This window comes from Thalassobaculum sp., from assembly GCF_040219615.1.
Classification (GTDB): domain Bacteria; phylum Pseudomonadota; class Alphaproteobacteria; order Thalassobaculales; family Thalassobaculaceae; genus Thalassobaculum_A.
The window spans coordinates 221,465-244,936 of sequence record NZ_JAVJSE010000013.1; the positions used below are offsets into that span (position 1 = coordinate 221,465).

The 23,472-nt window shown below is 72.7% G+C and carries 7 protein-coding genes; 3 read left to right on the forward strand and 4 right to left on the reverse strand.

What is annotated here, in order from left to right:
• Positions 1–2 precede the first annotated feature (2 nt).
• The gene (locus tag RIC31_RS08560; RefSeq protein ID WP_350105181.1) at positions 3–1,151 is read left to right on the forward strand and encodes a glycosyltransferase family 4 protein; all 1,149 of its coding nucleotides are present in this window, start codon (positions 3–5) and stop codon (positions 1,149–1,151) included.
• On the opposite strand, the gene RIC31_RS08565 is transcribed toward RIC31_RS08560, so the two are convergent.
• Together RIC31_RS08565 and RIC31_RS08570 are read right to left on the reverse strand one after the other, a co-directional pair.
• On the reverse strand, positions 1,072–2,010 hold the full coding sequence (locus RIC31_RS08565; RefSeq protein WP_350105183.1) for a glycosyltransferase family 2 protein: 939 nt from the start codon (positions 2,008–2,010) through the stop codon (positions 1,072–1,074). The two genes, RIC31_RS08560 and RIC31_RS08565, sit on opposite strands and share 80 nt — an antisense overlap.
• Positions 2,007–3,350, reverse strand: coding sequence for a lipopolysaccharide biosynthesis protein (locus RIC31_RS08570; protein ID WP_350105185.1), 1,344 nt, complete (start codon positions 3,348–3,350; stop codon positions 2,007–2,009). Before RIC31_RS08570 ends, RIC31_RS08565 begins: the two co-directional genes overlap by 4 nt.
• Before the next feature lie 110 nt (positions 3,351–3,460).
• On the opposite strand from RIC31_RS08570, the gene RIC31_RS08575 reads away from it, so the two are divergent.
• Both RIC31_RS08575 and RIC31_RS08580 read left to right on the forward strand, forming a co-directional pair.
• Entirely contained in the window at positions 3,461–4,243 is a 783-nt protein-coding gene (locus RIC31_RS08575) for an FkbM family methyltransferase (RefSeq protein WP_350105186.1), read from the forward strand.
• Entirely contained in the window at positions 4,240–5,250 is a 1,011-nt protein-coding gene (locus RIC31_RS08580) for an NAD-dependent epimerase/dehydratase family protein (RefSeq protein ID WP_350105188.1), read from the forward strand. Before RIC31_RS08575 ends, RIC31_RS08580 begins: the two co-directional genes overlap by 4 nt.
• A gap of 9 nt (positions 5,251–5,259) precedes the next feature.
• Here the strand turns inward: RIC31_RS08580 and RIC31_RS08585 are convergent, their stop codons facing one another.
• Positions 5,260–6,558: an O-antigen polymerase gene (locus tag RIC31_RS08585; RefSeq protein ID WP_350105190.1), complete on the reverse strand. Its 1,299-nt coding sequence runs from the start codon at positions 6,556–6,558 to the stop codon at positions 5,260–5,262.
• A 57-nt stretch (positions 6,559–6,615) separates the two neighbouring features.
• Positions 6,616–23,292, reverse strand: coding sequence for a calcium-binding protein (locus tag RIC31_RS08590; protein ID WP_350105192.1), 16,677 nt, complete (start codon positions 23,290–23,292; stop codon positions 6,616–6,618).
• Positions 23,293–23,472: the final 180 nt, after the last annotated feature.

The window sequence follows — 23,472 nt, forward strand, 5'->3', positions numbered from 1 at the left end:
GCATGACAGAGTCCGCGCCAGAATCCGGACCGGAATCCTGGCCCGCCCCGGTCTACGTCAACGGCCGCTTCCTGGCCCAACGCCAGACCGGCGTGCAGCGGGCCGCGGCGGAACTGGTCACGGCGCTCGACGGCCTGCTGTCGTCGGACGGCCGGTCGCCGCTGACGGTGCTCGCCCCGCCGGACGCCGACACCGGCCGGCTGCGGCTGGACGGCACGACGGTCCGCCGGATTGGCCGATGCACCGGCTACGCCTGGGAGCAGTGGGAGCTGCCGCGCGCCGCCGGCGGCAGCCTGCTGATCAACCTCGGCAACACCGCGCCGCTGCTGCACCGGCGCAACGCCATCCTGATCCACGACGCCTCGGTGTTCGACCGCCCGGATGGCTATGGCTGGAAATTCCGGACCGCCATGCGCTGGCTGCTGCCGGTGCTGGCCCGGCGCGCCGAGGCGCTGTTCACGGTCTCCCGGTTCTCGGCCGACCGGCTGGCGGCGCACGGCATCGCCAACCGGCACGGCTGCACGGTGCTGCCGAGCGGGACCGAGCACGTCGCCCGCCTCGCCGTCGACGGCGGCGCGCCGGCCCGCCACGGCCTGGAGCCGGGGCGCTACGTGCTGTTCGTCGGCTCGCCGCATCCGAACAAGAACCTGGCCGGCGCGCTCGCCGCGATCGGCCGGGTCGGCGATCCGGGCCTCCGGCTGGCGGTGGTGGGCGCCGCCGACCCCCGGGTGTTCGCGGCCGACGCCCCGGCCGCGGCGCGACCCGGCGACCGGGCGGTGTTCCTGGGCGCGGTCGACGATGCCGAGATGGCCGGGCTGTACGCCGGCGCGCTGGCGCTGCTGTTTCCGTCCTACTACGAAGGCTCCGGCCTGCCGCCGCTCGAGGCCATGGCCCTGGGCTGCCCGGTGATCGCCAGCGACCGCGCCTCGATCCCGGAGGTCTGCGGCGACGCCGCCCGGCTGGTCGACCCGGACGACCCGGCGGACATGGCCGCGGCGATCGACCGGCTGGCGGCAGACGACCCGGCCCGTGACGACCTGATCGCGCGCGGCCATGCGCGCGCCGGCCTGTTCACGTGGCGGGCGGCGGCAGAGCGTCTGGCGGCAACCCTCGGTCTCGCCGGCCGGCCCACCAGCCGCGCCAGCGATTGACCAGCTGGCCCGCGTAGTAGCGCACCCGGCCGCGGCGGCCGGCGACCGCGAACAGTACGATCGCCACCAGCGGCTTCAGGAGATGCGGCACCAGCTCCAGCGGCGAGTAGCCGTTCACGCCCATCACGTAGCCGACGCCGCGGGCATAGGACGCCGCCTTGCGCAGGATCGCGGCCTCGTCGCGCTCGAACTTGTTCGGATGACCGAACACGATGTCCGGCCGGTAGCCGATCCGGCAGCCGGCCGCCAGGCCGCGCAGCAGCAGGTCCTGGCCCTCGCCGGCGCCCCAGGGGCCGCGGCTGCCGACGCCGATCGCCTCGCGGAAACCGCCGACCCGTTCGAAGAACCGCCGGCGGAACACCATGGTCGCCTCGGCCCCGACCCGCCAGACGTTGCCGCGGGTCGCCTGCACCGGCCGGTCCGGCCAGCGCCCCATCGACGGCCGGCCGTCCTCGTCGACGATGCGCCCGGCCACCACGTCGGTCTCCGGCTCCCGTTCCAGGCACCGGCGGATCGCCTCGAGCTGGCCAGGCGTCGCCCAGCCGTCGTCGTCCGGGAACCAGACCACCGCCCGGCGGACATGCGCCAGGCCGACGTTGCGGGCGTGGGAGGCACCGCGCGCCTCGGCCCGGACCCGTTCCGGCCGCAGGTCGGCGGCGGCCGCCAGCACCGGGCCCAGCCGGTCGTCGGAGTTCTGGTCGATCACCACCAGCTGGTCGCCCGGGCCGAGCTGCGGGCGCAGCGAGTCCAGCAGCCGCCCGACCTCCTCGACCCGGCCGACCGTCGGCACCACGATCGACAGCGGCGTGCCGGCGCCGGTTCCGGGCGCGGTCGTACCGTCGGTCACGGTCCCGGTCATGGCGCCGGGGTCCGGAACAGGGTCGGGATCCGCCGCAGGGTCTCCGCCAGCACCGCGCGGACCAGGGCCGGCGCGAACATCCCGGAGCCGGGACCGCAGCGCAGGCCGAGCCGGCGCCGGGTGATCGCCAGATAGGCCAGGTTGCTGGCGGCGGTAACGATCGCCGCGCCGGCCGCCGCGCCCTCGGTACCGCCCAGCGCGATCCCGGCCGGCACCGCCGCCGACAGGCCGGCCGCGCTGGCGAACTGGACCGCCGTCAGCGGCCGTTCCAGGCCGGTCATCCGCAACACCGCGCTGACCGGGCCGGCCAGCACCGTGGTCATCTGGCCCAGTGTCAGGATGCACAGCACCGCCCAGCCGGACTGGAAGTCCGGCCCGTACAGGCCGAGCAGCAGCCAGCCACCGCCGGCGATCACCAGGGCGATCGGCATGCCGGTCGCGAAGGACGCCAGGCTGCCGCGGGCCATCAGGTCCTGCAGGCCCGGCTGGTCGCGGTCGGCGAAGCGGCGCGCCACCATCGGCTCGAGGGTCAGGCGAACGGCGTCGACCACGAAGGTTACCAGGACGGCAAGCCGCTGGGCGGTCAGGTAGATCGCCGCCGCCCGCAGATCCAACAGGGCGCCGACCAGTACCACGTCGCCGCGGGCGATCCAGTGACCGAGCGCCTCGGCCAGTACCATCGGCCGGGCGATCCGGTACCATTCGGTCCGCTCGAAGCGGTCGCGGACCGCCGCGAGATGTCCGACGGTCGCGGCGATCCGCCGGGCGTCGAGTGCCGCGATCACGGCGAGGCCGCAGACGAACGCCGCCAACGCGGTCTCCACCGTCAGCCAGCCGGCCAGCGCCAGGGCGACGGCGGCGAGCCCCGGGATCAGCGCGCGCAGGATGTTGAACCCGAGGAAGCCGGCCAGCACCCGGTCGACCGCCCGCAGGGTCTCGCGGTGCAGGTCCATCGCACCGTACAGCGGCAGGCCGACGGCGACGATCGCCACCACGCTCCACGGCACCGCCGTGCCGACCCCCAGCGCGGCCTCGAAGGTCGCCCAGACCAGCAGCGCGCCCGGCAGCGACGTCAGCACGATGGTCCGGCGGGCCTCGCCCAGCAGCCCGGCCAGCGCGGCCGGCCGGCCCTGGTGCCAGTATACCGAGCCGTGGCGCAGCATGGCGCTGTTCAGCCCGAAGCAGGTGAGCGGCCCGGCGATCGTCAGCACCGTCACCGCATACATCACCAGGCCGTAGTCGTCGGCCGTGAGAAGCCGCGCCAGGAGCACGGTGTAAACCAGCCAGAGAGCGGTTCCCGCGACTTTCATGAAGGTCACGACAACCATGTCGGTCAGCATCTAGAACCCGCTCGTCCAGGGCTTTTCCACATCCCGGCGAACGTAGCACCGGGACTGTCGGTCGGGTATACAGTCGAGGTACGCGGCAGATCGGATCGGCCCAGCCTCCAATGCTTTCGACACTCAAGGCCTGGACCGTCGCAGCGCTGTTCCCGCTGGCGCGTATCCTGCTCGGCGGCCGCCGCCGGCGGTTCCGCGCCAACGGCGTGACGATGCGAATCGACGTCGGTCATTCGCTGATGAGCCTGCTGCGGGCGCTCGGCCTCTACGAGCTGCGCAAGACCGCCGAGATCGAGGCCCGGCTGGGCCCGGGCGGCGTGTTCGTCGACGTCGGCTGCAGCGAGGGCGACTTCGCGCTGATCGCCGCCCGGATCGTCGGGCCCGGCGGCCGGGTGGTCGCCTTCGAGCCGGATCCCGGCAACGTCGGGATCATCCGGGACAACGTCGCCCTGAACGGATTCGCCTGGGTCGAGGTGCATCCGATCGCCCTGTCCGACCGCGACGGCGAGGCCGAACTGTTCCGGTCCTCGGTCAGCGGCTGGCATTCGCTGCTGCCGGGGCTCGAGCACCGCGACCGCGACGTGATCACCGTCCCGGTGGCGCGGCTGGACAGCTTCGCGCTGGACCGCCTCGACATGATCAAGATCGACGTCGAGGGGGCCGAGGTGGCGGTGCTGGAGGGCGCACGCGACAGCATAGCCCGCCACCGCCCGGTGATCCTGCTGGACACCCACCCGTCGCTCGGCGCCGACGTGGCCCGGCTGCAGGCGCTGGCCGACACCCTCGGCTACGACGTCCTGGATTCCGACCGGCACAGCTCGCGCCCGCGCCCCGACGGCATCCCGGCCGAGGACGCCGACCTCATCCTGGTGCCGCGGGCGGCGCCGGCATGACCGGTGTCGACATGCCCGGTGTTGACATGCCCGGTGACGACACTATCGGGGGCGCCCTGGTGCTCGGCGGCGCCGGGTTCATCGGCGGGCACCTGCTCGCCGACCTGGCGTCGCGCGGCGTGCGGCCGCTGATCTCGGTCGACATTGCCGATCCGGAACGACCGGTCGCCGGGGTCGACTACCGGCATGGCGACGTGCGCCGGCCGTTCGCCGAGGTGGTGCCGGAGTCAGTCGAGCGGATCTACAACCTGGCCGCCATCCACCGCACCCCCGGCCACCCCGACCACGCCTACTACGAGACCAACGTCGCCGGCGCGGTCAACGCCTGCCGCTACGCCACCCTGCGCGGGGTGCCGCGGATCCTGTTCACCAGCAGCATCTCGGTCTACGGCCCGCGCGAGGAGCCGTGCGGCGAGTCCGCGCCGCTGCGCCCGGAATCCGCCTACGGCCGTTCCAAGGCCCTGGCCGAGGCGGTGCAGGAGGCCTGGGTCGAGGCCGATCCGGGCCGCCGGCGGCTGGCGATCCTGCGCCCGGCCGTGGTGTTCGGCCGCGGCGAGCGCGGCAACTTCGACCGGCTGCTGCGGCAGCTGCGGCGGCGGGCCTTCGTGTTCCCGGGCCGCCGCGACACCGTCAAGGGCTGCGGCTATGTCGGCGAACTGGTGCGCGCCATGGCGTTCTGCGGCACCCGCGACGAACCGGTGTACCGGGCCAACTTCGCCTATCCGGAACCGGCCACGATCGAGGCGATCGCCCGGACCGTGGCGCTCGAGGCCGGCCTGTCGCCGCCGCGGCTGACGATCCCGACCGGCGCGGTGATGACCGCCGCCTTCGTGCTCGAGCTGCTCGGCGGCCTCGGCCTCAGGACCGGCATCAACCGCGACCGGGTCCGCAAGCTGCTGGTCAGCACCGATGCCCGGCCGGACCGCCTGCTGGCCGACGGCTATCGTTTCGAGACCGACTTGGCCGCCGGCGTGCGGGCCTGGCTGGACTCCCTGCGGACGGGCTGAGCCACCCGGTCACCCGCGGCTCCGGTCGCCGCGGCCGCCCACCGGTGCCAGCGGATGCACGCTGCGCTGGACGATCGGGGCGGTCGCGACCTCGCGATGCCGGACCATGAAGACCACGATCGCGACCGTGACGATCAGGGTCGGGAAATACTTCGACGAGCCCCAGTAGAACAGCCGCAGGATCTCGTACACCCCGATCATCCAGGTCGGGTGGATCAGCATGTACTGGAACTTGCCCTGGACGTAGCCGTCGTAGATCCGACCGCTGAGCACCCCGAGGAAGAACCACATGAGGATGCCGAAGACCGCGCCGAAATCGTGGATCGGCGCGAAGATCCCCGAGGTGTTGTTGAATTCCTCGGTGGCATACTGGAAGGCGTATTCCCAGAACGTCGGCTCGTCGGCCTCGACCCATGGGAACAGCGGGAACCGGTAGAACCAGTTCATGGTATAGGCGCCGTCGAAGGTCGGCAGATACAGTTCGGCCAGCCCGGCGCCGTTGTTCAGCGCCGTCAGGTAATAGCCCCAGATGCGCGACAGCACGAATTCGGTGTAGTCGGTGTAGTAGTAGCGGTAGTAGGTCCATGACCGGAAATACTCGGTCACCGCGAACAGCGTTACGATTCCGACGATCCCGAGGATCGGCGCGAACGCCAGCCAGGCCCGCCAGCGCGCGCCGACCGTGCCGAACCAGATGATCCCGATCGGCAGCACCACCTCGATGATCGCCAGCCGCTCGGAATTGAAGACCGCGCGCATCATCACGGCGAAGAACACCATGGCCGCGAAGCTGTGGTCGAACCAGTCGAGCGGCCGGTCGGCGATCTTGGGTTTCAGCGCGTAGAGGGCGGCGAACAGGGCCGCCAGGTTGCTGACCGAGGTCAGGCCCGGCACCTGCAGAGTGCGTTCCTTCAGCAGCGCGAACACCGACGCCTTGCCGCTCAGGAACGCGATCACCAGACCGGGATCGGCGAGCACCGGCAGGACCACGGCGATGTTCCCGGCGAACGCCACCAGACCGACCAGCAGCATCACCCGGCGGTAGTGGCTGTGCAGGATCCGGCTGGCGGGCGCGCCCCCGGTCTTCTGGCGCCGGGCGCTGCGGGTGACGTATCCGACGATCCCGCTGCCCGCGGCGAACGCCAGCATTCCGGCCAGGGCGACCAGCAGCTGGGTGCCCGCGAAGAACTGCCGGGCCTGGTCGAATTCCAGATAGGCCTGCTTCGGCATTGCGGCGACGATCAGGCTGATCGGCACCATGAGCAGCAGCGTCACCCAGCCCGGGTTGGCCCACCAATAGGTCCGCACGAACGCTCCATCGCCGCTGCCGGCACTCGGTCGTCAGGCCGGCATTCTCGGCGACCGCTAGAGCGGGGTCCAGTTCGGATCGAGCTGGCCGACCAGGGTGATCTCCGGCGCCGCCCCGTCGGCCGTGGCGATAGTGAAGAACCGGCCCTCGGAGTCCCGCACCAGGATGTCGTCGGTGGCGTCGTCGTTCAGCTTGCCGATCGACATGATCGTCCAGTCGGCCTCCATGCCGAAGTCGTAGCGCGCCTCGCTGGCCGGGCCGTTCATCTCCCATACCGAGGCAGTGTTGGTGGCGTCGTTGCGCCACAGCACGTCGGCCTTGCCGTCGCCGTCGAAGTCGTGCACCGCCGCAACCTTCCAGTCGGCCGAGACGCCGCCGAAGGTCTCGCCGCGGGTCGGCGTGCCGCCGTCCATCTCCCAGACGGTGAACAGGCCGTCCTGCTCGTTGCGCAGCAGCAGGTCGTCCTTGCCGTCGCCGCCGACATCGGCGACGCCCGCGATCTCCCAGGCCGAATCCAGGCCCAGCACCTGGCCATGGGTCGAACTGGCGAGGCCGTTGTTGGTCCAGGCCGACAGATTGCCGGTGGCCTGCTCGCGCCACAGGATGTCGGTGCCGCCGTCGCCGTTGAAGTCGCCCAGCTTCTCGATCTGCCAGCCGGTATCGACGTTCTGCGTGACGCCCTTGGACGCATTGCCGGCCGCGTCGAAGCCCCACAGCGCGACGTCGCCGGTATCGGCGTTGCGCAGCAGCAGGTCGGCGCCGCCGTCGCCGTCGAAGTCCTCGGTCCCGGCGACCGCCCAGCCGCTCTGGCCGAGCAGTTCCACCGGCCCGCGGCCGAACGCATCGTTCCAGACCGCCAGCGCGTTGAGCCCGGCGTGGCTCCACAGGATGTCGGCCTTGCCGTTGCCGTCGAAGTCGGCCAGCCCGGCGACATCCCAGTCGGTGCCGATGCCCTGGACGATGCCCATCTCGATGCCGGCGTCGCCGAACTCCCAGATCGCGATCGACCCGGAGTTGGTGTTGCGCAGCAAGACGTCGTCGACGCCGTCGCCGTCGAAGTCCGCCATTCCGGCCGACTCCCAGTCGGTCGACAGGCCGGCGGTCTCGATCGTCGCCATCGGGATGCCGGCCTCGAACTGCATCGCCTGCACGACGCCGTCGGCGTGGAGGAAGCCCAGCACCGGGCCGGTCGGAACCGGGATCGTCAGGTCACGGGTCTCGACCACCGTACCGCTGCCGTCGACGAACCAGGCGGTCTCGAAGCCGCTGTGGTTCAGCGTGCCGAGGTCGGTGCCCTCGGCCACCACCAGCACGTCGTTGCCGTCGCCGCCGTCCAGGATGCCGGCCAAGGTGCCGTCGACCGTGTCGGCGTAGACCGTGTCGTCGCCGAGGCCGCCGAACATCCGGTCGCTGCCGGCGCCGCCGTAGAGCACGTCGTTGCCGGCGCCGCCGAAGACCTCGTCGTTGCCGGCACCGCCCGACAGCACGTCGCTGCCGGTGCCGCCCATCAGGGAATCGCCGCCGTCGCCGCCGACCAGGGTGTCGTCCCCGTCGCCGCCGCTCAGCGTGTCGCCGTCGCCGCCGCCGGACAGCAGGTCGTTGCCGGCGCCGCCGGACACGAGATCCGAGCCGATCCCGCCGAGCAGGGTGTCGTTGCCGGCGCCGCCCGACAGGGTGTCGCTGCCGGCCAGCCCGGACACCAGGTCATCGCCGCCGAGCGCCGCCAGGACTTCGCTGAACACGCTTCCGACCAGGGTGTCGGCGCCCTCGGTGGCGACGTTCGGCGCCGTCGAGGAGAGCGTCACGGTCACCCCACCCAGGCCGTCGTCGGCGAGGCTGGCGCCGTAGTAGCTGCCGCTGACCGTGAACACCGAGTCCGGGTTGCCGTCGCCGTCGGCGTCGACCGTGACCGTGGTGACCCCGTCGGCGACCGCCACCGCGATCGTCGCGACCGCGGCGGAGACGCCCTGGATCGCCAGCACGTCGCCCGGGCCCAGGTCGGCGATGAAGTCGCCGTTCAGGTCGGCGGCAGTGCCGATGATGGTGTCGATGCCGTTGTCGCCGAGCAGGGTGTCGGCGCCGGCGCCGCCGACCAGCAGGTCGTTGCCGGCACCGCCCGAGAGCACGTCGTTGCCGGCGCCGCCGGACAGGGTGTCGTTGCCGTCGAGCCCGGACACCAGGTCGTTGCCGGCGAGCGCGGCGATGCTGTCGTCGCCGGCGGTGCCGGTCAGGGTGTCGTCGCCGGTCGTCGGCAGCTCCGGCAGCAGCTCGCCGCCCGGTTCGCTGCCCGAGACCAGCCGGATGTTGTCGATCAGCGCGCCGTAGGTGTCGGACGTGCCGTCGGCATCGCCGCCGACCAGGGTGATGCTGTGGCTGCCGACCCCGAGCTCGAGGGTGAACCAGTCGCTCTGCCAGGCATGCGCCGCGTCGGTCTGGGTGTAGACCGTTTCGCCATCGATCTGGATCGAGAACTGGCTGGTCGCGGCGGTCTGGCCCTGGAACTGGCGGGCCGCGAAGTCGAAGGACAGGGCGTGGGTGCCGGCCTCGAACACCGTGAAGGTCTGGGTGACCTTGACGTTGGTATGGCCGCCGACGCCGCCGTTGTCGGCGTGGCTGTCGAGTTCCAGCACCTGGTTGCTCGACGACCAGCCGTCCGGCATCGCCGGGGCGCCGGACTGCACGCCGCGCTGGATCTCGATCGGTGCGACGCCCGGGGCGCCGGCGTCCAGATCCTCGGCAGTCCAGCCGGCGATCTGGGTGAAGGTGCCCCAGCTGCCGTGGTTGAAGCCGGTGACGTCCTCGAAGTCCGAATTGATCAGCAGGTTGCTGCCGGCCGCCGGTGCGGTCACGCCGTCCACCACCAGGTGCTCGATGCCGGAGACGTCGAGCCCGGCCAGGTCGTCCAGGTCGCCGACATACAGGGTGTCGTCGCCTTCGCCGCCCTCGACGGTGCCGCCGCCCTGGCCGGCGTACAGCGCGTCGTTGCCGGCGCCGCCGACCAGCGTGTCGGACCCGTCGCCGCCCGACAGGGTGTCGTTGCCGGCGCCGCCGGACAGGACGTCGTTGCCGGCCAGCCCGGACACCACGTCGTTGCCGCCCAGGGCGGAGATCGTGTCGTCGTCGGCGGTCCCGACCAGGGTGTCGTCGCCCTCGCTCGCCGGCAGCGCCACCGGGCCGGTCAGCAGCTCGCGGGTCGGCACCTCGCCCTGCACCAGCTCGATGTTGTCGAGCAGCGCGCCCTGACGGTCGGCGATACCCTCGCCGACCAGCGAGATGGTGTGGGTGCCGACGCCGAGCTGGAGGGTGAGCCAGTCGCTGGTCCAGCCGAGCTGCGGATCCAGGTTCGAGTAGACCGTTTCGCCATCGATCTGGATGGAGAAGCCGCTCGAGGCGCCGGTGTTGGCGCCGGCGTCGCGCGCCGAGAAGTCGAAGGACAGCGCGTGGGTGCCGGCGTCGTAGACCGTGAAGGTCTGCGAGATCAGCGCGTTGTTGTTGCCGACCGGCTGGCCGCCCAGTTCCGGGCCGGAGTCGAGCTCGATGACGTTGTTGGTCGACGACCAGCCGTCCGGCGATTCCGGGGCACCGCCGATGCGGCCGTGCTGGATCTCGATCGGCGGGGTGCCGGCGATCTCGGGATCCGGGTCCTGCGCGGTCCAGCCCTCGATCTCCTGGAACATCGTCCAGACCGAGTTGGTGTTCAGCGGGCCGGTGGTCTCGAAGTCGCCGTTGACCAGCAGGTTGCTGCCGGCCGCCGGCGGCGTCACGCCGTCGACCACCAGGTGCTCGATCCCGTCGAGGTCGATGCCGTCCAGGTCCGCGGGCGAGCCGACGCACAGCGTGTCGTCGCCGTCGCCGCCGACCACGGTGTCGCCCGCGCCGCCGTACAGCGCGTCGTTGCCGTCGCCGCCCGACAGGATGTCGTTGCCGGCGCCGCCCGAAAGGGTGTCGTCGCCGCCGCCGCCCGACAGGATGTCGTTGCCGGCGCCGCCCGAAAGGGTGTCGTCGCCGCCGCCGCCGAGCAGGGTGTCGTCGCCGGCCCCGCCGGTCACGGTGTCGTCGCCTGCCGTGCCGCTGCGCAGCACCCCGGCGCCGCCATCGCTCAGGAAGATGTCGGCCGAGCGGCCGTCGCCGGCGACGATCTCGGCGGTATCGAACGTGCCGTCGACCGTCATGGTCGCCTCGGCGATGCCGTCGCCGTTGTTGTCGATGGCCACGGTGGTGACGCCGTCGACCGTCGACAGGGTGACCTGGGCGCGGCTGAGGTTCAGCGAGTCGACGTGGATCGCGTCGCCGTCGCCGTAGTCGGCGATGTGGTCGCCGTTCAGGTGCGCGAGGCTGCCGGAGAACCGGTCGTCGCCGTCGCCGCCGGCCAGGGTGTCGGCCCCGGCGCCGCCGGACAGGGTGTCGTTGCCGGCCCCGCCCGAGAGCGCGTCGTCGCCGGTCCGCCCGCGCAGGGTATCGTCGCCGGCGCCGCCGACCAGCGTATCGGCGTCCGTGCCGCCGAGCAGCGAGTCGTCTCCGTCGCCGCCCGAAAGGGTATCGTTGCCGCCGCCGCCCAGCAGGGTGTCGTTGCCGGCCCCGCCCGACAGGATGTCGCCGTCGCGGCCGCCCTTCAGCAGGTCGTCGCCGGCGCCGCCGGACAGGGCGTCGTTGCCGGCGATCCCGAGCAGGGTGTCGTTGCCGTCGCCGCCGACCAGGGTGTCCGCGCCGGTGGCGCCGCGCAGCGAGTCGTCGCCGTCGCCGCCGGACAGCAGGTCGCCGCCGCCGTTGCCGATCAGGGTATCGCCGCCGCTGCCGCCATACAGGGTGTCGCCGTCCGCGCCGCCCTTCAGCAGGTCGTCGCCGGTGCCGCCGGACAGGGTGTCGGCGCCGCCGCCGCCCTGCAGGGTGTCGTTGCCGCTGCCGCCCAGCACCAGGTCGGCGTCGCGGCCGCCGACCAGCGAGTCGTCGCCCTCGGCGCCGTCGATCAGGTCGTTGCCGTTGCCGCCGTGGATGGTGTCGTTGCCGACGCCGCCCGACAGGATGTCGTTGTCGCGCCCGGCCCGGATCAGGTCGTCGCCGGCACCGCCGTACACCGTGTCGTCGCCAGCGGAGTCCTGGATGGTGTCGTTGCCGTCGGCGCCGACCAGCAGGTCGTTGCCGGTGCCGCCGCGGATCGAGTCGTTGCCGGCGCCGCCGGACAGCACGTCGCCGCCGCCGTAGCCGTACAGGGTGTCGTCGCCGTCGGCGCCGTACAGGGTGTCGTTGTCGGCACCGCCCTTCAGCAGGTCGTCGCCGGCGCCGCCGGACAGCAGGTCGTCGCCGCCGTTGCCGACCAGGGTGTCGTTGCCGACCCCACCCGAGAGGGTGTCGGCGTCATGGCCGCCGGCCAGCGAGTCGTCGCCCTCGGCGCCGTACAGCACGTCGTTGCCGCCACCGCCGTGGAGGGTGTCGTCGCCGATCCCGCCCGACAGGATGTCGGTGTCGCGGCCGCCCTTCAGCAGGTCGTCGCCGGCGCCGCCGTAGAGGGTGTCGAGACCGGCGATGCCGACCAGGGTGTCGTTGCCGTCGGCCCCGACGATCAGGTCGTTGCCGGTTCCGCCGCGGACAGAGTCGTCGCCCTGGCCGCCCGACAGGATGTCGCCGCCGCCGCCGCCGTGCAGGGTGTCGTTGCCGGCACCGCCCGACAGGGTGTCGGCGTCCTGGCCGCCGTGCAGCACGTCGTCGCCCTCGGCGCCGTACAGCACGTCGTTGCCGCCCCCGCCTTGCAGGGTGTCGTCGCCGATCCCGCCGGACAGGATGTCGGTGTCGCGGCCGCCCTTGATCAGGTCGTCGCCGGCGCCGCCGTAGAGCGTGTCGAGGCCGGCGATGCCGACCAGGGTGTCGTTGCCGTCGGCCCCGACGATCAGGTCGTTGCCGGTGCCGCCGCGGACCGAGTCGTCGCCCAGCCCGCCCGACAGGATGTCGCCGCCGCCGCCGCCGTGCAGGGTGTCGTTGCCGGTGCCGCCGTACAGGGTGTCGTCCTCGGCACCGCCGTGCAGCACGTCGTTGCCGTCGGCGCCGGACAGCAGGTCGGATCCGCCGCCGCCCTTCAGGGTGTCGTCGCCGCTGCCGCCCGACAGGGTGTCGGCGTCACGGTGACCGACCAGCGAGTCGTTGCCGGCGCCGCCGGAGAGATCGTCGGTACCGCCGCCGCCGACCAGGGTGTCGTCGCCGAGCCCGCCAGACAGGGTATCGGCGTCGGCACCGCCATGCAGGGAGTCGTTGCCCAGGCCGCCCGACAGCACGTCGGCGCCGGTCGCCCCCACCAGGGTGTCGTCGCCGGCACCGCCATACAGGGTGTCGTCCTCGCCGCCGCCGCGGACCGAGTCGTTGCCGGCGCCGCCGGACAGCACGTCGACCCCGCCGCCGCCCTGCAGGGTGTCGTCGCCGGCGCCGCCGATCAGGGTGTCGTCGGAGGCCGCGCCGACCAGCTTGTCGTTGCCGTCGCCGCCGGACAGGGTGTCGCTGTCGCCGCCGCCGACCAGGGTGTCGTCGCCGTCGCCGCCGACCAGCAGGTCGGAGCCGCGGTCGCCGCGCAGCGAGTCGTCGCCGTCGCCGCCCGACAGCACGTCGGCATCGTTGCCGCCGCGCAACGTATCGTTCCCGGCACCGCCGGACAGCGCGTCTGCACCGCTGTGGCCGAGCAGGGAGTCGTCGCCCTCGCCGCCGATCAGGGTGTCGGCGCCGTCCTGGCCGAGCAGGGTGTCGTTGCCGGTCATGCCGTCGACCAGGTCGTCGCCGGCCTTCGCCGAGACCAGGTCGTCGCCGCCGAGGGCGGAGATGGTGTCGGCGTCGTTGGTGCCGGCCAGGGTGTCGTCGAACTCGGTGGCGCCGAACGGGTGGGCGAACGGGTTGACGAAGCCGTCGGCCGCCAGGGCCTCCAGGTCGGCCGGATCGGCGCTGGCCGCGGCGGTCACGCTGCGCGCGCCGTCCGGGCCGGTCCAGCTGACCTCCAGGGTGCCGGCCTCGGCCTCGGTCCACACATAGCTGCCGCCGGGGACCGCCGTGAACGGGCCTTCCTGGCTGTCGCTGGCGTCCAGCAGGTCGAGGGTCGCCGCGACGTCGGAGTCGGTCGGGTTGACGACCCGCCAGATCTGCTCCAGGTCGCCGTCGCCGTCGAGGTCGGCGGTGCCCATGGCCTCGAGCTGCAGCGGCGGCACGGTGTCGAGCGACACGAGGGCGGCGCCGTCGCCGGAGTCGGTCAGGGCGCCGGCCTCGTAGCTGCCGGCGACCGTGAAGGTGGCCTCGGCGGTGCCGTCTCCGTCGGCGTCGATCGCCACCGTCGACATGCCGTCGGCGGTCGTCACGGAGATCGTCGCGGTCTCGGCGTTCAGGCCGTCGACGCGGATCGTTTCGCCCTGTTGATAATCGGCGATCGAGTCGCCGTCCAGGTCGCCGACCGAGGCGGCCCGGAATTCGTCGTTGCCGGCCCCGCCCGACAGGGTATCGGCCCCGGCGCCGCCCAGCAGCACGTCGTCGCCGGCGCCGCCCGAGAGGGCGTCGTTGCCGGTGCCGCCGGACAGCGAGTCGCTGCCGTCGCCGCCGGCCAGAACGTCGTCGTCGCTGAAGCCTTCCAGGCGGTCGTCGCCGAGCCCGCCGATCGCGGTGTCCGCGCCGGAGTTGCCGGCCATCCAGTCGTTGCCGTCGCCGCCTTCCAGCAGGTCGTCGCCGGCGTTGCCCCACAGCACGTCGTTGCCGGCGCCGCCCAGGAGGGTGGCGTCGCCGTAGCTGTACACATGGCTCGCGAGGTCGATCACGTCGTCGCCGTCGCCGCCGTCGATCACCTCGATGCCGCGCAGCCGTTCGCCGCCGAAGTGCAGGGCGATGTTGTCGTCGCCGGCGGTGCCGCTCAGCGTGTCGATGCCGCTGGTGCCGTCGTCGAGGTAGCTGTCGTGCTGCGAGTGGCCCGGGTCGTCCGGCCTGAAGGTGTCGGCCGACTGCCAGTTCGTGCCCTCGTAGTTGTGGTTCTCCGGATCGCCGACCTGGTAGTGGACGATCGGGCTGCCGGAGTCTGTGGACCACTGGTAGAGGTCGCCGCCCTCGCCGCCGTTCAGGGTGTCGTGGCCGGCTCCGGCCACCAGCGTGTCGGACCCGGCGCCGCCCTGCAGGTCGTCGTTGCCGGCGCCGCCGTCGAGGCTGTCGTTGCCCGCACCGCCCGACAGGGTGTCGTTGCCGGCCATGCCGGACAGCACGTCGTCGCCGTCGAGGCCGGAGACCAGGTCGTCGCCGCCGAGCGCCGAGACGGTGTCGGCGCCGGCGGTGCCGGTCAGGGTGTCGTCGTTCTCGGTCGGGCCGAGCGGCGTCTCGCTGAGCACGATCTCGGTGACACCGTCGGCGGTCGCCAGTTCGGCGCCCAGGAAGCTGCCGGCCACCGTGAACGTTGCGTCTGCGGAACCGTCACCGTCAGCGTCGATGCTGACCGTGGTCACACCGTCGGCGACCGCGGTTGACACCGTGGCGCTCTCGCCCAGCGGGCCGCCGACCCGGATGACGTCGCCCTCGGCGAAGTCGGCGATGGTGTCGCCGTCCAGGTCCGACAGGGTCGCCGCCTCGAAGGTGTCGTTGCCGGCACCGCCCGACAGGGTATCCGCCCCGGCGCCGCCGGTCAGGACGTCGCTGCCCTCGCCGCCGCGCAGCAGGTCGCCGTCGCCGCCGCCGGCCAGGGTGTCGTTGCCGTTGCCGCCGGACAGCAGGTCGGCGCCGGTGCCACCCAGCAGGGCGTCGCCGCCTTCGCCGCCGAACAGGGTGTCGGCGCCGTCGCCGCCCGACAGGGCGTCGTTCCCCAGGCCGCCGGACAGGCTGTCGGCCCCAGCCCCGCCGCGCAGGGTGTCGGCATCCTCGCCGCCGAGCACCGTGTCGTCGCCGTCGCCGCCGTCGATCGCGTCGGCCCCGAGCGCGCCGGACAGCAGGTCGTTGCCGGCGCCGCCGTCCAGGCTGTCCGCCCCGGCGCCGCCGCGCAGGGTATCGTCGTCGGCGCCGCCCGAGAGCACGTCGTTGCCGGCACCGCCGGACAGGACGTCCGCGCCGGTGCCGCCCAGCAGGGCGTCGTCGTCGTCGCCGCCGGCGAGCGTGTCGTTGCCGCCGCCGCCCGAGAGCGTGTCGTTGCCGGCCATGCCGGAGACCACGTCGTCGCCCGCCAGCGCCGAGACCAGGTCGTCGCCGCCGAGCGCGGAGATGGTGTCGGCGTCGGGCGTGCCGACCAGGGTGTCCGCGCCCTCGGTGGCGATCGCCTGCTCGCTGAGGACGATCTCCCGGCCGAACGGGCTGGCGGCCAGCTCGGCGCCCAGGAAGCTGCCGGTGACCGTGAAGGTCGCATCGACGGTTCCGTCGCCGTTCCCGTCGATGCTGACGGTGGTGACGCCGTCGGCGACGGCGGTCGAGATCGTCGCGCCCGGCAGAAGCGTCGAGCCGAGCCGGATGACGTCGCCCGCGCTGTAGTCGGCGATATGGTCGCCGTCCAGCTGCCCCAGATTGACCGCGTGAATCACGTCGTCGCCGGCGCCGCCATACAGCGTTTCGGATCCGGAACTGGCGTACAGCGTGTCGTGGCCGGCGCCGCCGTAGAGCGTGTCGCCACCCTGGCCGGCAATCAGGACGTCGTCGCCGTCACCGCCATCGAGCACCGTCGGTCCGCCGGCGCCCCCGCCGATGCTGTCGAGCCCGTTGGCACGCAGGGTGTCGTTGCCGGCGCCGCCGGACAGCGTGTCGTTGCCACCGCCCGCGACCAGATAGTCCTTCCCGTCGCCGCCCCGCAGCAGGTCGTCGCCGGCGCCACCGTCCAGGGTGTCGTTGCCGACGCCGCCGGACAGCACGTCCTGGCCGGACCCGCCGTTCAGGCTGTCGTTGCCCGCGCCGCCGTAGAGCGAGTCGTCCTGGCCGCCACCGAGCAGCCGGTCGTCGCCGGCGCCACCGTCCAGCACCGCCGGTCCGCCGGCGACGCCGCCGCCGATGCTGTCGAGCCCGCTGACCCGCAGGGTGTCGGCACCGTCGCCGCCGGACAGCGTGTCATTGCCGGCCCCGGTGTACAGCTGGTCGTTGCCCGCGCCGCCCTGCAGCAGGTCGTTGCCGGCGCCGCCGGACAGGACGTCGTTGCCGGCACCGCCGGACAGGCTGTCGGCCCCGGCTCCGCCGCGCAGGGTGTCGTCGTCGGCGCCGCCGGACAGCGCGTCGTTGCCGGACCCGCCCGAGAGGACGTCGGCCCCGGTGCCGCCCACAAGGGCGTCGTCGTCGGCGCCGCCCACCAGGGTGTCGGCACCGTCGCCGCCCGACAGGGTGTCGTTGCCGGCCATGCCGGAGACCACGTCGTCGCCCGCGAGGGCCGAGACCAGATCGTCGCCGCCGAGCGCCGAGATGGTGTCGGCGTCCGGCGTGCCGAGCAGGGTGTCGTCGAACTCGGTGGCGATCGCCGCCTCGCTGAGGACCAGCTCGGTCACGCCGCCCGCGGTCGAGAGCTGGGCGCCGAGGAAGCTGCCGGTCACCGTGAACGTTGCGTCTGCGGAACCATCGCCGTCGGCGTCGATCGAGACCGTGGTCACGCCGTCGGCCACCGTCGTCGAAACGGTGGCGCTCTCGCCCAGCGGGGTGCCGATACGGATGCTGTCGCCGTCGCCCAGGTCGGCGATGCTGTCGCCGTCGAGATCGGCCAGCGTAGTCGCGATGAACACGTCGTTGCCGGCACCGCCGACCAGGGTGTCCGATCCGGCGCCCCCGACCAAGGTATCGGCGCCGTCGCCGCCGGACAGCAGGTCGTTGCCGCTGCCGCCCTCGGCCAGGTCGGCCCCGCTGCCGCCGGCCAGGGCGTCGTCGCCTTCGCCACCCGACAGGGCGTCGTTACCGGCGCCGCCTGACAGGGTGTCGGCGCCGTCGCCGCCCGACAGGGTGTCGTTGCCGGCCATGCCGGACACCACGTCGTCACCGGCCAGCGCCGAGACCAGGTCGTCGCCGCCGAGCGCCGAGATGGTGTCGGCATCCGGCGTGCCGGTGACGGTGTCGTCGCCCTCGGTCGGGCCCGGCGGCACGTCGCTGAACACCAGCTGGGCGACCCCGCCCTCGTCGGTCCATTCGGCGCCGCCGACATAGGTGCCGGCGACCTGGAACGAGACCTCGGCGGTGCCGTCGCCGTCGACGTCCAGCGCCACGACGGTGTTGCCGTCCACCTCGGTCAGCGTGACGGTCGCCACGTTGGCGTCGACGCCCTCGATGCGGATCGCCTCGCCGGCCTGGTAGTCGCCGTAGACGTCGCCGTCGATCTGGTGGAATTCGGTGACCTGATAGACGTCGTTGCCGCTGCCGCCGGCAACGGTGTCGGCCCCGGCGCCCGCGAAGATCACGTCGTCGCCGTCGCCGCCGTCGACCACGTCGTTGCCGACGCCGCCGGACAGGACGTCGTTGCCGAGACCGCCGCTCAGCGTGTCCTCGCCCTCGCCGCCATACACCGAGTCGGCCTCGGCGCCGCCCTGCAGCAGGTCGTTGCCGGCGCCGCCGGTGAGCGCGTCGGCCCCGGCCTCGCCGATCAGGGTGTCGTCGCCGACATAGCCGCCGAGGGTGTCGTTGCCGTCGCCGCCAAGCACCAGGTCGTCGCCCTCGACGCCGCCCAGCACGTCGTCGCCGGCACCGCCGGACAGGGTGTCGTTGCCGTCAGCGCCGTGCAGAGTGTCGTTGCCGACCCCGCCGATCAGCAGATCCGCGCCGCTGCCGCCCAGCACCAGGTCGTCGCCATCGCCGCCGTCGGCGACGTCGGCGCCCTTCTCGGCGATCAGGGTGTCGGCCCCGGCGCCGCCGGACAGGGTGTCGTTGCCGTCGCCGCCGATCAGCAGGTCGTCGCCTTCGCCGCCGGACAGCTGGTCGTCGTCCAGGCTGCCGAACAGGGTGTCGGCGCCGCTGCCGCCGATCAGGGTGTCGTTGCCGCCGCTGCCGGACAGCGCGTCGTTGCCGGCGCCGCCGGTCACCTCGTCGTCGCCGAAGCCGGCGAACACCAGGTCGTCGCCGCCCAGCGCGTCGATGGTGTCGTTGCCCGAAGTGCCGGTCAGGGTGTCGTTGCCCTCGGTCGGGCCGCCGAACGGATTGACGAAGCCGTCTGCCTCGAGTGCCGCCAGGTCGGCCGGATCGGCGCTCGCCGCGGCGTCGGCAGTCTCGACCGTCGATCCGCCGTCCATCGACCAGCTGATCTCGAGGGTTCCGGAGTCGGCGTCGGTCCAGTGGTAGGTGGTGCCCTGCGGCACCGTGACGGTGCCCTCCTGCGGGTCGCTGCCGCCGACCAGATCGATCGCCACCTCGACCGACTCGCCGTTCGGGTTGGTGATCTTCCAGATCTGCTCGAGATTGCCGTCGTTGTTCAGGTCGGCGGTGCCCATCGCCTCGACCGACAGCGCCAGCGTCGACTCGAAGGAGAATTGAACCGCGCCGTCGGCACCGGCCTCGATCGAGCCGCCCGAGAACAGCCCGGTCAGGTCGAAGCTGGCGTCGGCATTGCCGTCGCCGTCGGTATCGACCGTCACCGTGGTGGTGCCGTTGCTGCGGGTCAGGCTGATCGACGCGGTCTCGGCATCGACCCCGCCGACCTCGATGGCCTCGCCGGCCTCGTAGTCGGTGATGGTGTCGCCGTCGAGATCGGACAGTGAGGCCGCCCGGAAGGTGTCGTTGCCGAGGCCGCCGGCCAGGGTGTCGGTGCCGCTGCCGCCGATCAGCACGTCGTCGCCGTCGCTGCCGACCACGGAATCCTGGCCGTCGCCACCGTCCAGGGTGTCGTCGCCGCCGCCGCCGATCAGCGTGTCGTTGCCGACGCCGCCCACCAGCGCGTCGGAACCGCCTTCGCCGACCACGACGTCGTCGTCGCCGCCGCCGTCGAGGGCATCCGCATCCTCGCCACCGTACAGGGTGTCGTAGCCGGCGCCGCCGGACAACGTGTCGGTCCCGGCGCCGCCCGACAGCAGGTCGTTGCCGTCGCTGCCGCTGAGCCCGTCGTTGCCGGCACCGCCGGCCAGGCTGTCGTCGCCCGCGCCGCCCTGCAGGCTGTCGTCGCCGTCGCCGCCGGACAGCGTGTCGGTCCCGGTCCCGCCGACCAGGCTGTCGCCGTCGCCGCCGCCCGAGACCTGATCGTTGCCGGCGCCACCCGACAGGGCGTCGGAACCGGCGCCGCCGACCAGCGTATCGTCCTCGCTGCCGCCGGAGACCTGGTCGTCGCCGGAGCCGCCCGACAGGACATCGGTGCCGGCGCCGCCCGACAGGGTGTCGCCGTCGCCGCCGCCGTCCAGGCTGTCGTTGCCGTCGCCGCCGACCAGGGTGTCGGTCCCGGCACCGCCGGAAAGGGTGTCGTTCCCGAGGCCGCCGTCGAGACTGTCGCTGCCGTCGCCGCCGACCAGGGAATCGTCGCCGTCGTTGCCCTGCAGGCTGTCGTTGCCGCCGCCGCCGACCAGGGTGTCGTTGCCGGCACCGCCCGACAGGGTGTCGTCGTCGCTGCCGCCGTCGAGCGAGTCGTTGCCGCCGCCGCCGTTCAGGGTGTCGAAGCCGGCGCCGCCCGACAGGGTGTCGTCGCCGGGGCCGCCGTCGAGGCTGTCATTGCCGCTGCCGCCGACCAGGGTGTCGGTCCCGGCGCCGCCCGACAGGGTGTCGTCGTCGCTGCCGCCGTCGAGCGAGTCGTTGCCGTCGCCGCCGTTCAGGGTGTCGAAGCCGGCGCCACCCGACAGGGTGTCGTCGCCGGGGCCGCCGTCGAGGCTGTCGTTGCCGTCGCCGCCCGCCAGTGAATCGTTGCCGTCGCCGCCGCCCAGCGTATCGGAGCCGGCACCGCCGTTCAGGGTGTCGCTGCCGGTACCGCCGTCCAGGCTGTCGTCGCCATCGCCGCCGTCGAGGGAATCGTTCCCGTCGCCTCCGACCAGCGTGTCGTTGCCGGCACCGCCGGACAGGGTGTCGTTGTCGGCGCCGCCGTCGAGGCTGTCGTCGCCGTCGCCGCCGGCCAGCGTGTCTGAGCCGCCGCCGCCGAAGCCGGTGTCGTCGCCGGTGCCGCCGTCGATGCTGTCGTCGCCGTCGCCGCCCGACAGCACGTCGTTGCCGGCCCCGCCGGACAGGGTGTCGTCGCCGATGCCGCCGGACAGGGTATCGTCGCCGACACCGCCGGTCAGCGCGACGTCCTGATCCTCCAGGAATCCGAGATCGGTATAGGTGACGCCGCCGACCGTGGTGGTGACCGGCACCGCGGTGCCGAAGTTGCCGGCGACCGTGAACGACAGGTCGGGCGAGCCGTCGCCGTCGAGGTCGATCTCGACCAGGGTGGTGGTCTCGTCCTCGGACGGGGTCAGGGTGACCGCCGAGGCATCGATGCTGGCGCCCTGCAGGCGGATGCTGTCGCCGTCGCCGAAGTCGGCGAACACGTCGCCGTCGAACTCGGGCGCGGCGCCGTTCTCGACCTTGATGACGAAGACGTCGTCGCCGGCCCCGCCGTAGATGGTGTCGGTCCCGGCCCCGCCGTCCAGCAGGTCGTCGCCGGCCCCGCCGTACAGCACGTCGCCGCCGGCCCCGCCCACCAGGGTATCGGCGCCGCCGCCGCCCTCGAGCAGGTCGTTGCCGGTGCCGCCGTCGACGTAGTCGCGGTAGTTGCCGCCGCCGATGGTGTCGTCGCCGGCACCCGCGTCCAGGCGCAGGCCGCCGCTCGACCAGCCGATCAGGTCGTCGCCGCCGGTGGCGGAACGGGCGATCGAGGACAGCGAGTTGGCGTCGACGACCATGTCGCCGAACTTGATGTTCTCGATCTTGCGGAACGAGTCGGTCCAGTCGTCGAGCCGCACGCGGTCGGCGATCGCCTCCCACGGCAGCGACTCGCCGCCCGGCAGCACGACCTCCAGGTCGGTGCCGTCGAACCAGAAGGTGGCGTCGTCCAGCGACAGGCCGCCGTCGAACTGCAGCGTGTCGTTGCCGCCGTCGAGCAGCACCGGGTTGTAGATGTGGCCGAGCGGGCTCTGCTGCTGGAACCAGTACTCGTCGCGGATCAGGTCGGCGCCGTCGCCGGCGGAATAGCGGTAAAGGTCGCCGCCGCCGCCGCCGAGCATGGTGTCGGCGCCGGTGCCGCCGACCAGGGTGTCGGCGCCGGCCTCTTCGTTCGTGCCGGTGTTCTTCTGGCCGCCGCTGCCGAGCAGCACGTCGTCGCCGGCGCCGCCGGACAGCAGGTCGGCGCCGCTGCCGCCGTCGATCGTGTCGTTGCCGGTGCCGCCCAGCACGGTGTCGGCGTCGCCGCCGGCATGCACCGAGTCGTCGCCGTCGCCGCCGGACACCAGGTCGGCGCCGCCGCCGCTGCTGACGGTGTCGTTGCCGGACCCGCCCGACAGGGTGTCGTCGAAGCCGCCGGTGACGACCCGGTCGTCGCCGTCGGCCGCCCGGAATCCGACCGCTGTCTCGCCGAAGCTCAGGGTGTCGTTGCCCGCGGTCCCGTCGAGGCGGGCCATCATGTCGTCGACGTCGAGGCTCGAGCCGTCGTCGAACTGGATGGACTCCAGGCGCCGGTCGAGGCTGCGCCAGTTGTCGACGGTGATCTGGTTCGACAGCTCGGCCAGCGGGGTGTCGCCGTCGCGGATGCCGACCACCAGGTCGTCGCCGATCAGGTCGATCCAGAGGTTCTCGGCCGTGATCCCGGGGCCGAGCACCAGCGTGTCGACGCCGCCGTCCATCAGGATCGGATTGTCGATGTGCCCGAGCGGACTCTTGTAGTGGTAGTTGTACTCGTCGCTGATCGTGTCACGGCCATCGCCGAGTTCGAAGCGGTAGACGTCGTCGCCGCCGCCGCCGCGCAGCAGGTCGTTGCCGAGACCGCCCGAGAGCGTGTCGGCGCCCTCGTCCTGATTGTAGGAGTCGATCTCGCCCGCCGAGCCCCGCAGCTCGTCGTCGCCGTCCCCGCCGATCAGCAGGTCGGCGCCGTTGCCGCCGTCGACGGTGTCGTTGCCGACGCCGCCGCTCACCGTGTCGTTGCCGCCGCCGCCGTGCAGGTTGTCGTCGCCGACGCCCCCGACCACGCGGTCGACACCGCCGCCGGCGCTCAGCGTGTCGTTGCCGCTGCCGCCCGAAAGAGTGTCGGCGAATTCGCCGGTCGATACCGCGTCGTCGCCGGTGCCGGCCGACATCCCGACCGGCGAATACCCCCAGGATATGTTGTCGTCGCCCTGCGACCCCTCGAGGCGCGAGGTCACGTCGTTGAAGGTCAGCGTGGTGCCGTCGTCGAACGAGACGTACTCGAACCGGTGGAACGGGTCGGAGAGCGATTCCCAGCGCAGCTGGTCGGACAGGTCGTGGATGTCCGTGCTGCCGTCGCGCAGCCCGACCACCAGGGTATCGCCGTCCAGGGTGAACCAGGCGTCGTCGGCATCGACGCCGACCAGCTTCAGGGTGTCGACCCCGCCGTCGGACGGAACCGGGGTCCCGATTTTTCCGAGCGCGCTGCGCGGATGATAGATGTAGTAGTCGCGGACGACGTCGTGATCGTAGCCGGTGCCGAACACATAGACGTCGTTGCCGCCGCCGCCGCGCAGCGTATCGTCCCCGGCCTCGCCGACCAGGGTGTCGTTTCCGGTCGGCTCGTTGTACGAGCCGATATTACCGGCGCTGCCGTCGATCAGATCGTTTCCGGCGCCCCCATACAGGAGGTCGGCGCCGGCACCGCCGTCGATCGTGTCGCTACCCGAGCCGCCCGAAAGCGTATCGCCGGCGCTTGTGCCGCTAATGGTGGCCATTCTTGGACCCCTCTTCCCAGTACAGAACATACAGGGAGTCTGGCGATTGGGAAAGAACGAATCGGGGCTTTTGCTAAATTTTTATGTATTCTTGCCACGACCAGTGTCGGGCCACGCTTGGCTTCCTGGCGCGCAGGCGGTACACGGTCGGGACACGGCCTCACCGGTCCGGACCCGCCC

Bases quoted from the DNA above. Each gene is read 5' to 3' on its own strand.
- RIC31_RS08570 (WP_350105185.1), bottom strand. From the start codon at position 3,350: ATGCTGACCGACATGGTTGTCGTGACCTTCATGAAAGTCGCGGGAACC.
- RIC31_RS08565 (WP_350105183.1), bottom strand. From the start codon at position 2,010: ATGACCGGGACCGTGACCGACGGTACGACCGCGCCCGGAACCGGCGCC.
- RIC31_RS08560 (WP_350105181.1), top strand. From the start codon at position 3: ATGACAGAGTCCGCGCCAGAATCCGGACCGGAATCCTGGCCCGCCCCG.
- RIC31_RS08580 (WP_350105188.1), top strand. From the start codon at position 4,240: ATGACCGGTGTCGACATGCCCGGTGTTGACATGCCCGGTGACGACACT.
- RIC31_RS08575 (WP_350105186.1), top strand. From the start codon at position 3,461: ATGCTTTCGACACTCAAGGCCTGGACCGTCGCAGCGCTGTTCCCGCTG.
- RIC31_RS08590 (WP_350105192.1), bottom strand. From the start codon at position 23,292: ATGGCCACCATTAGCGGCACAAGCGCCGGCGATACGCTTTCGGGCGGC.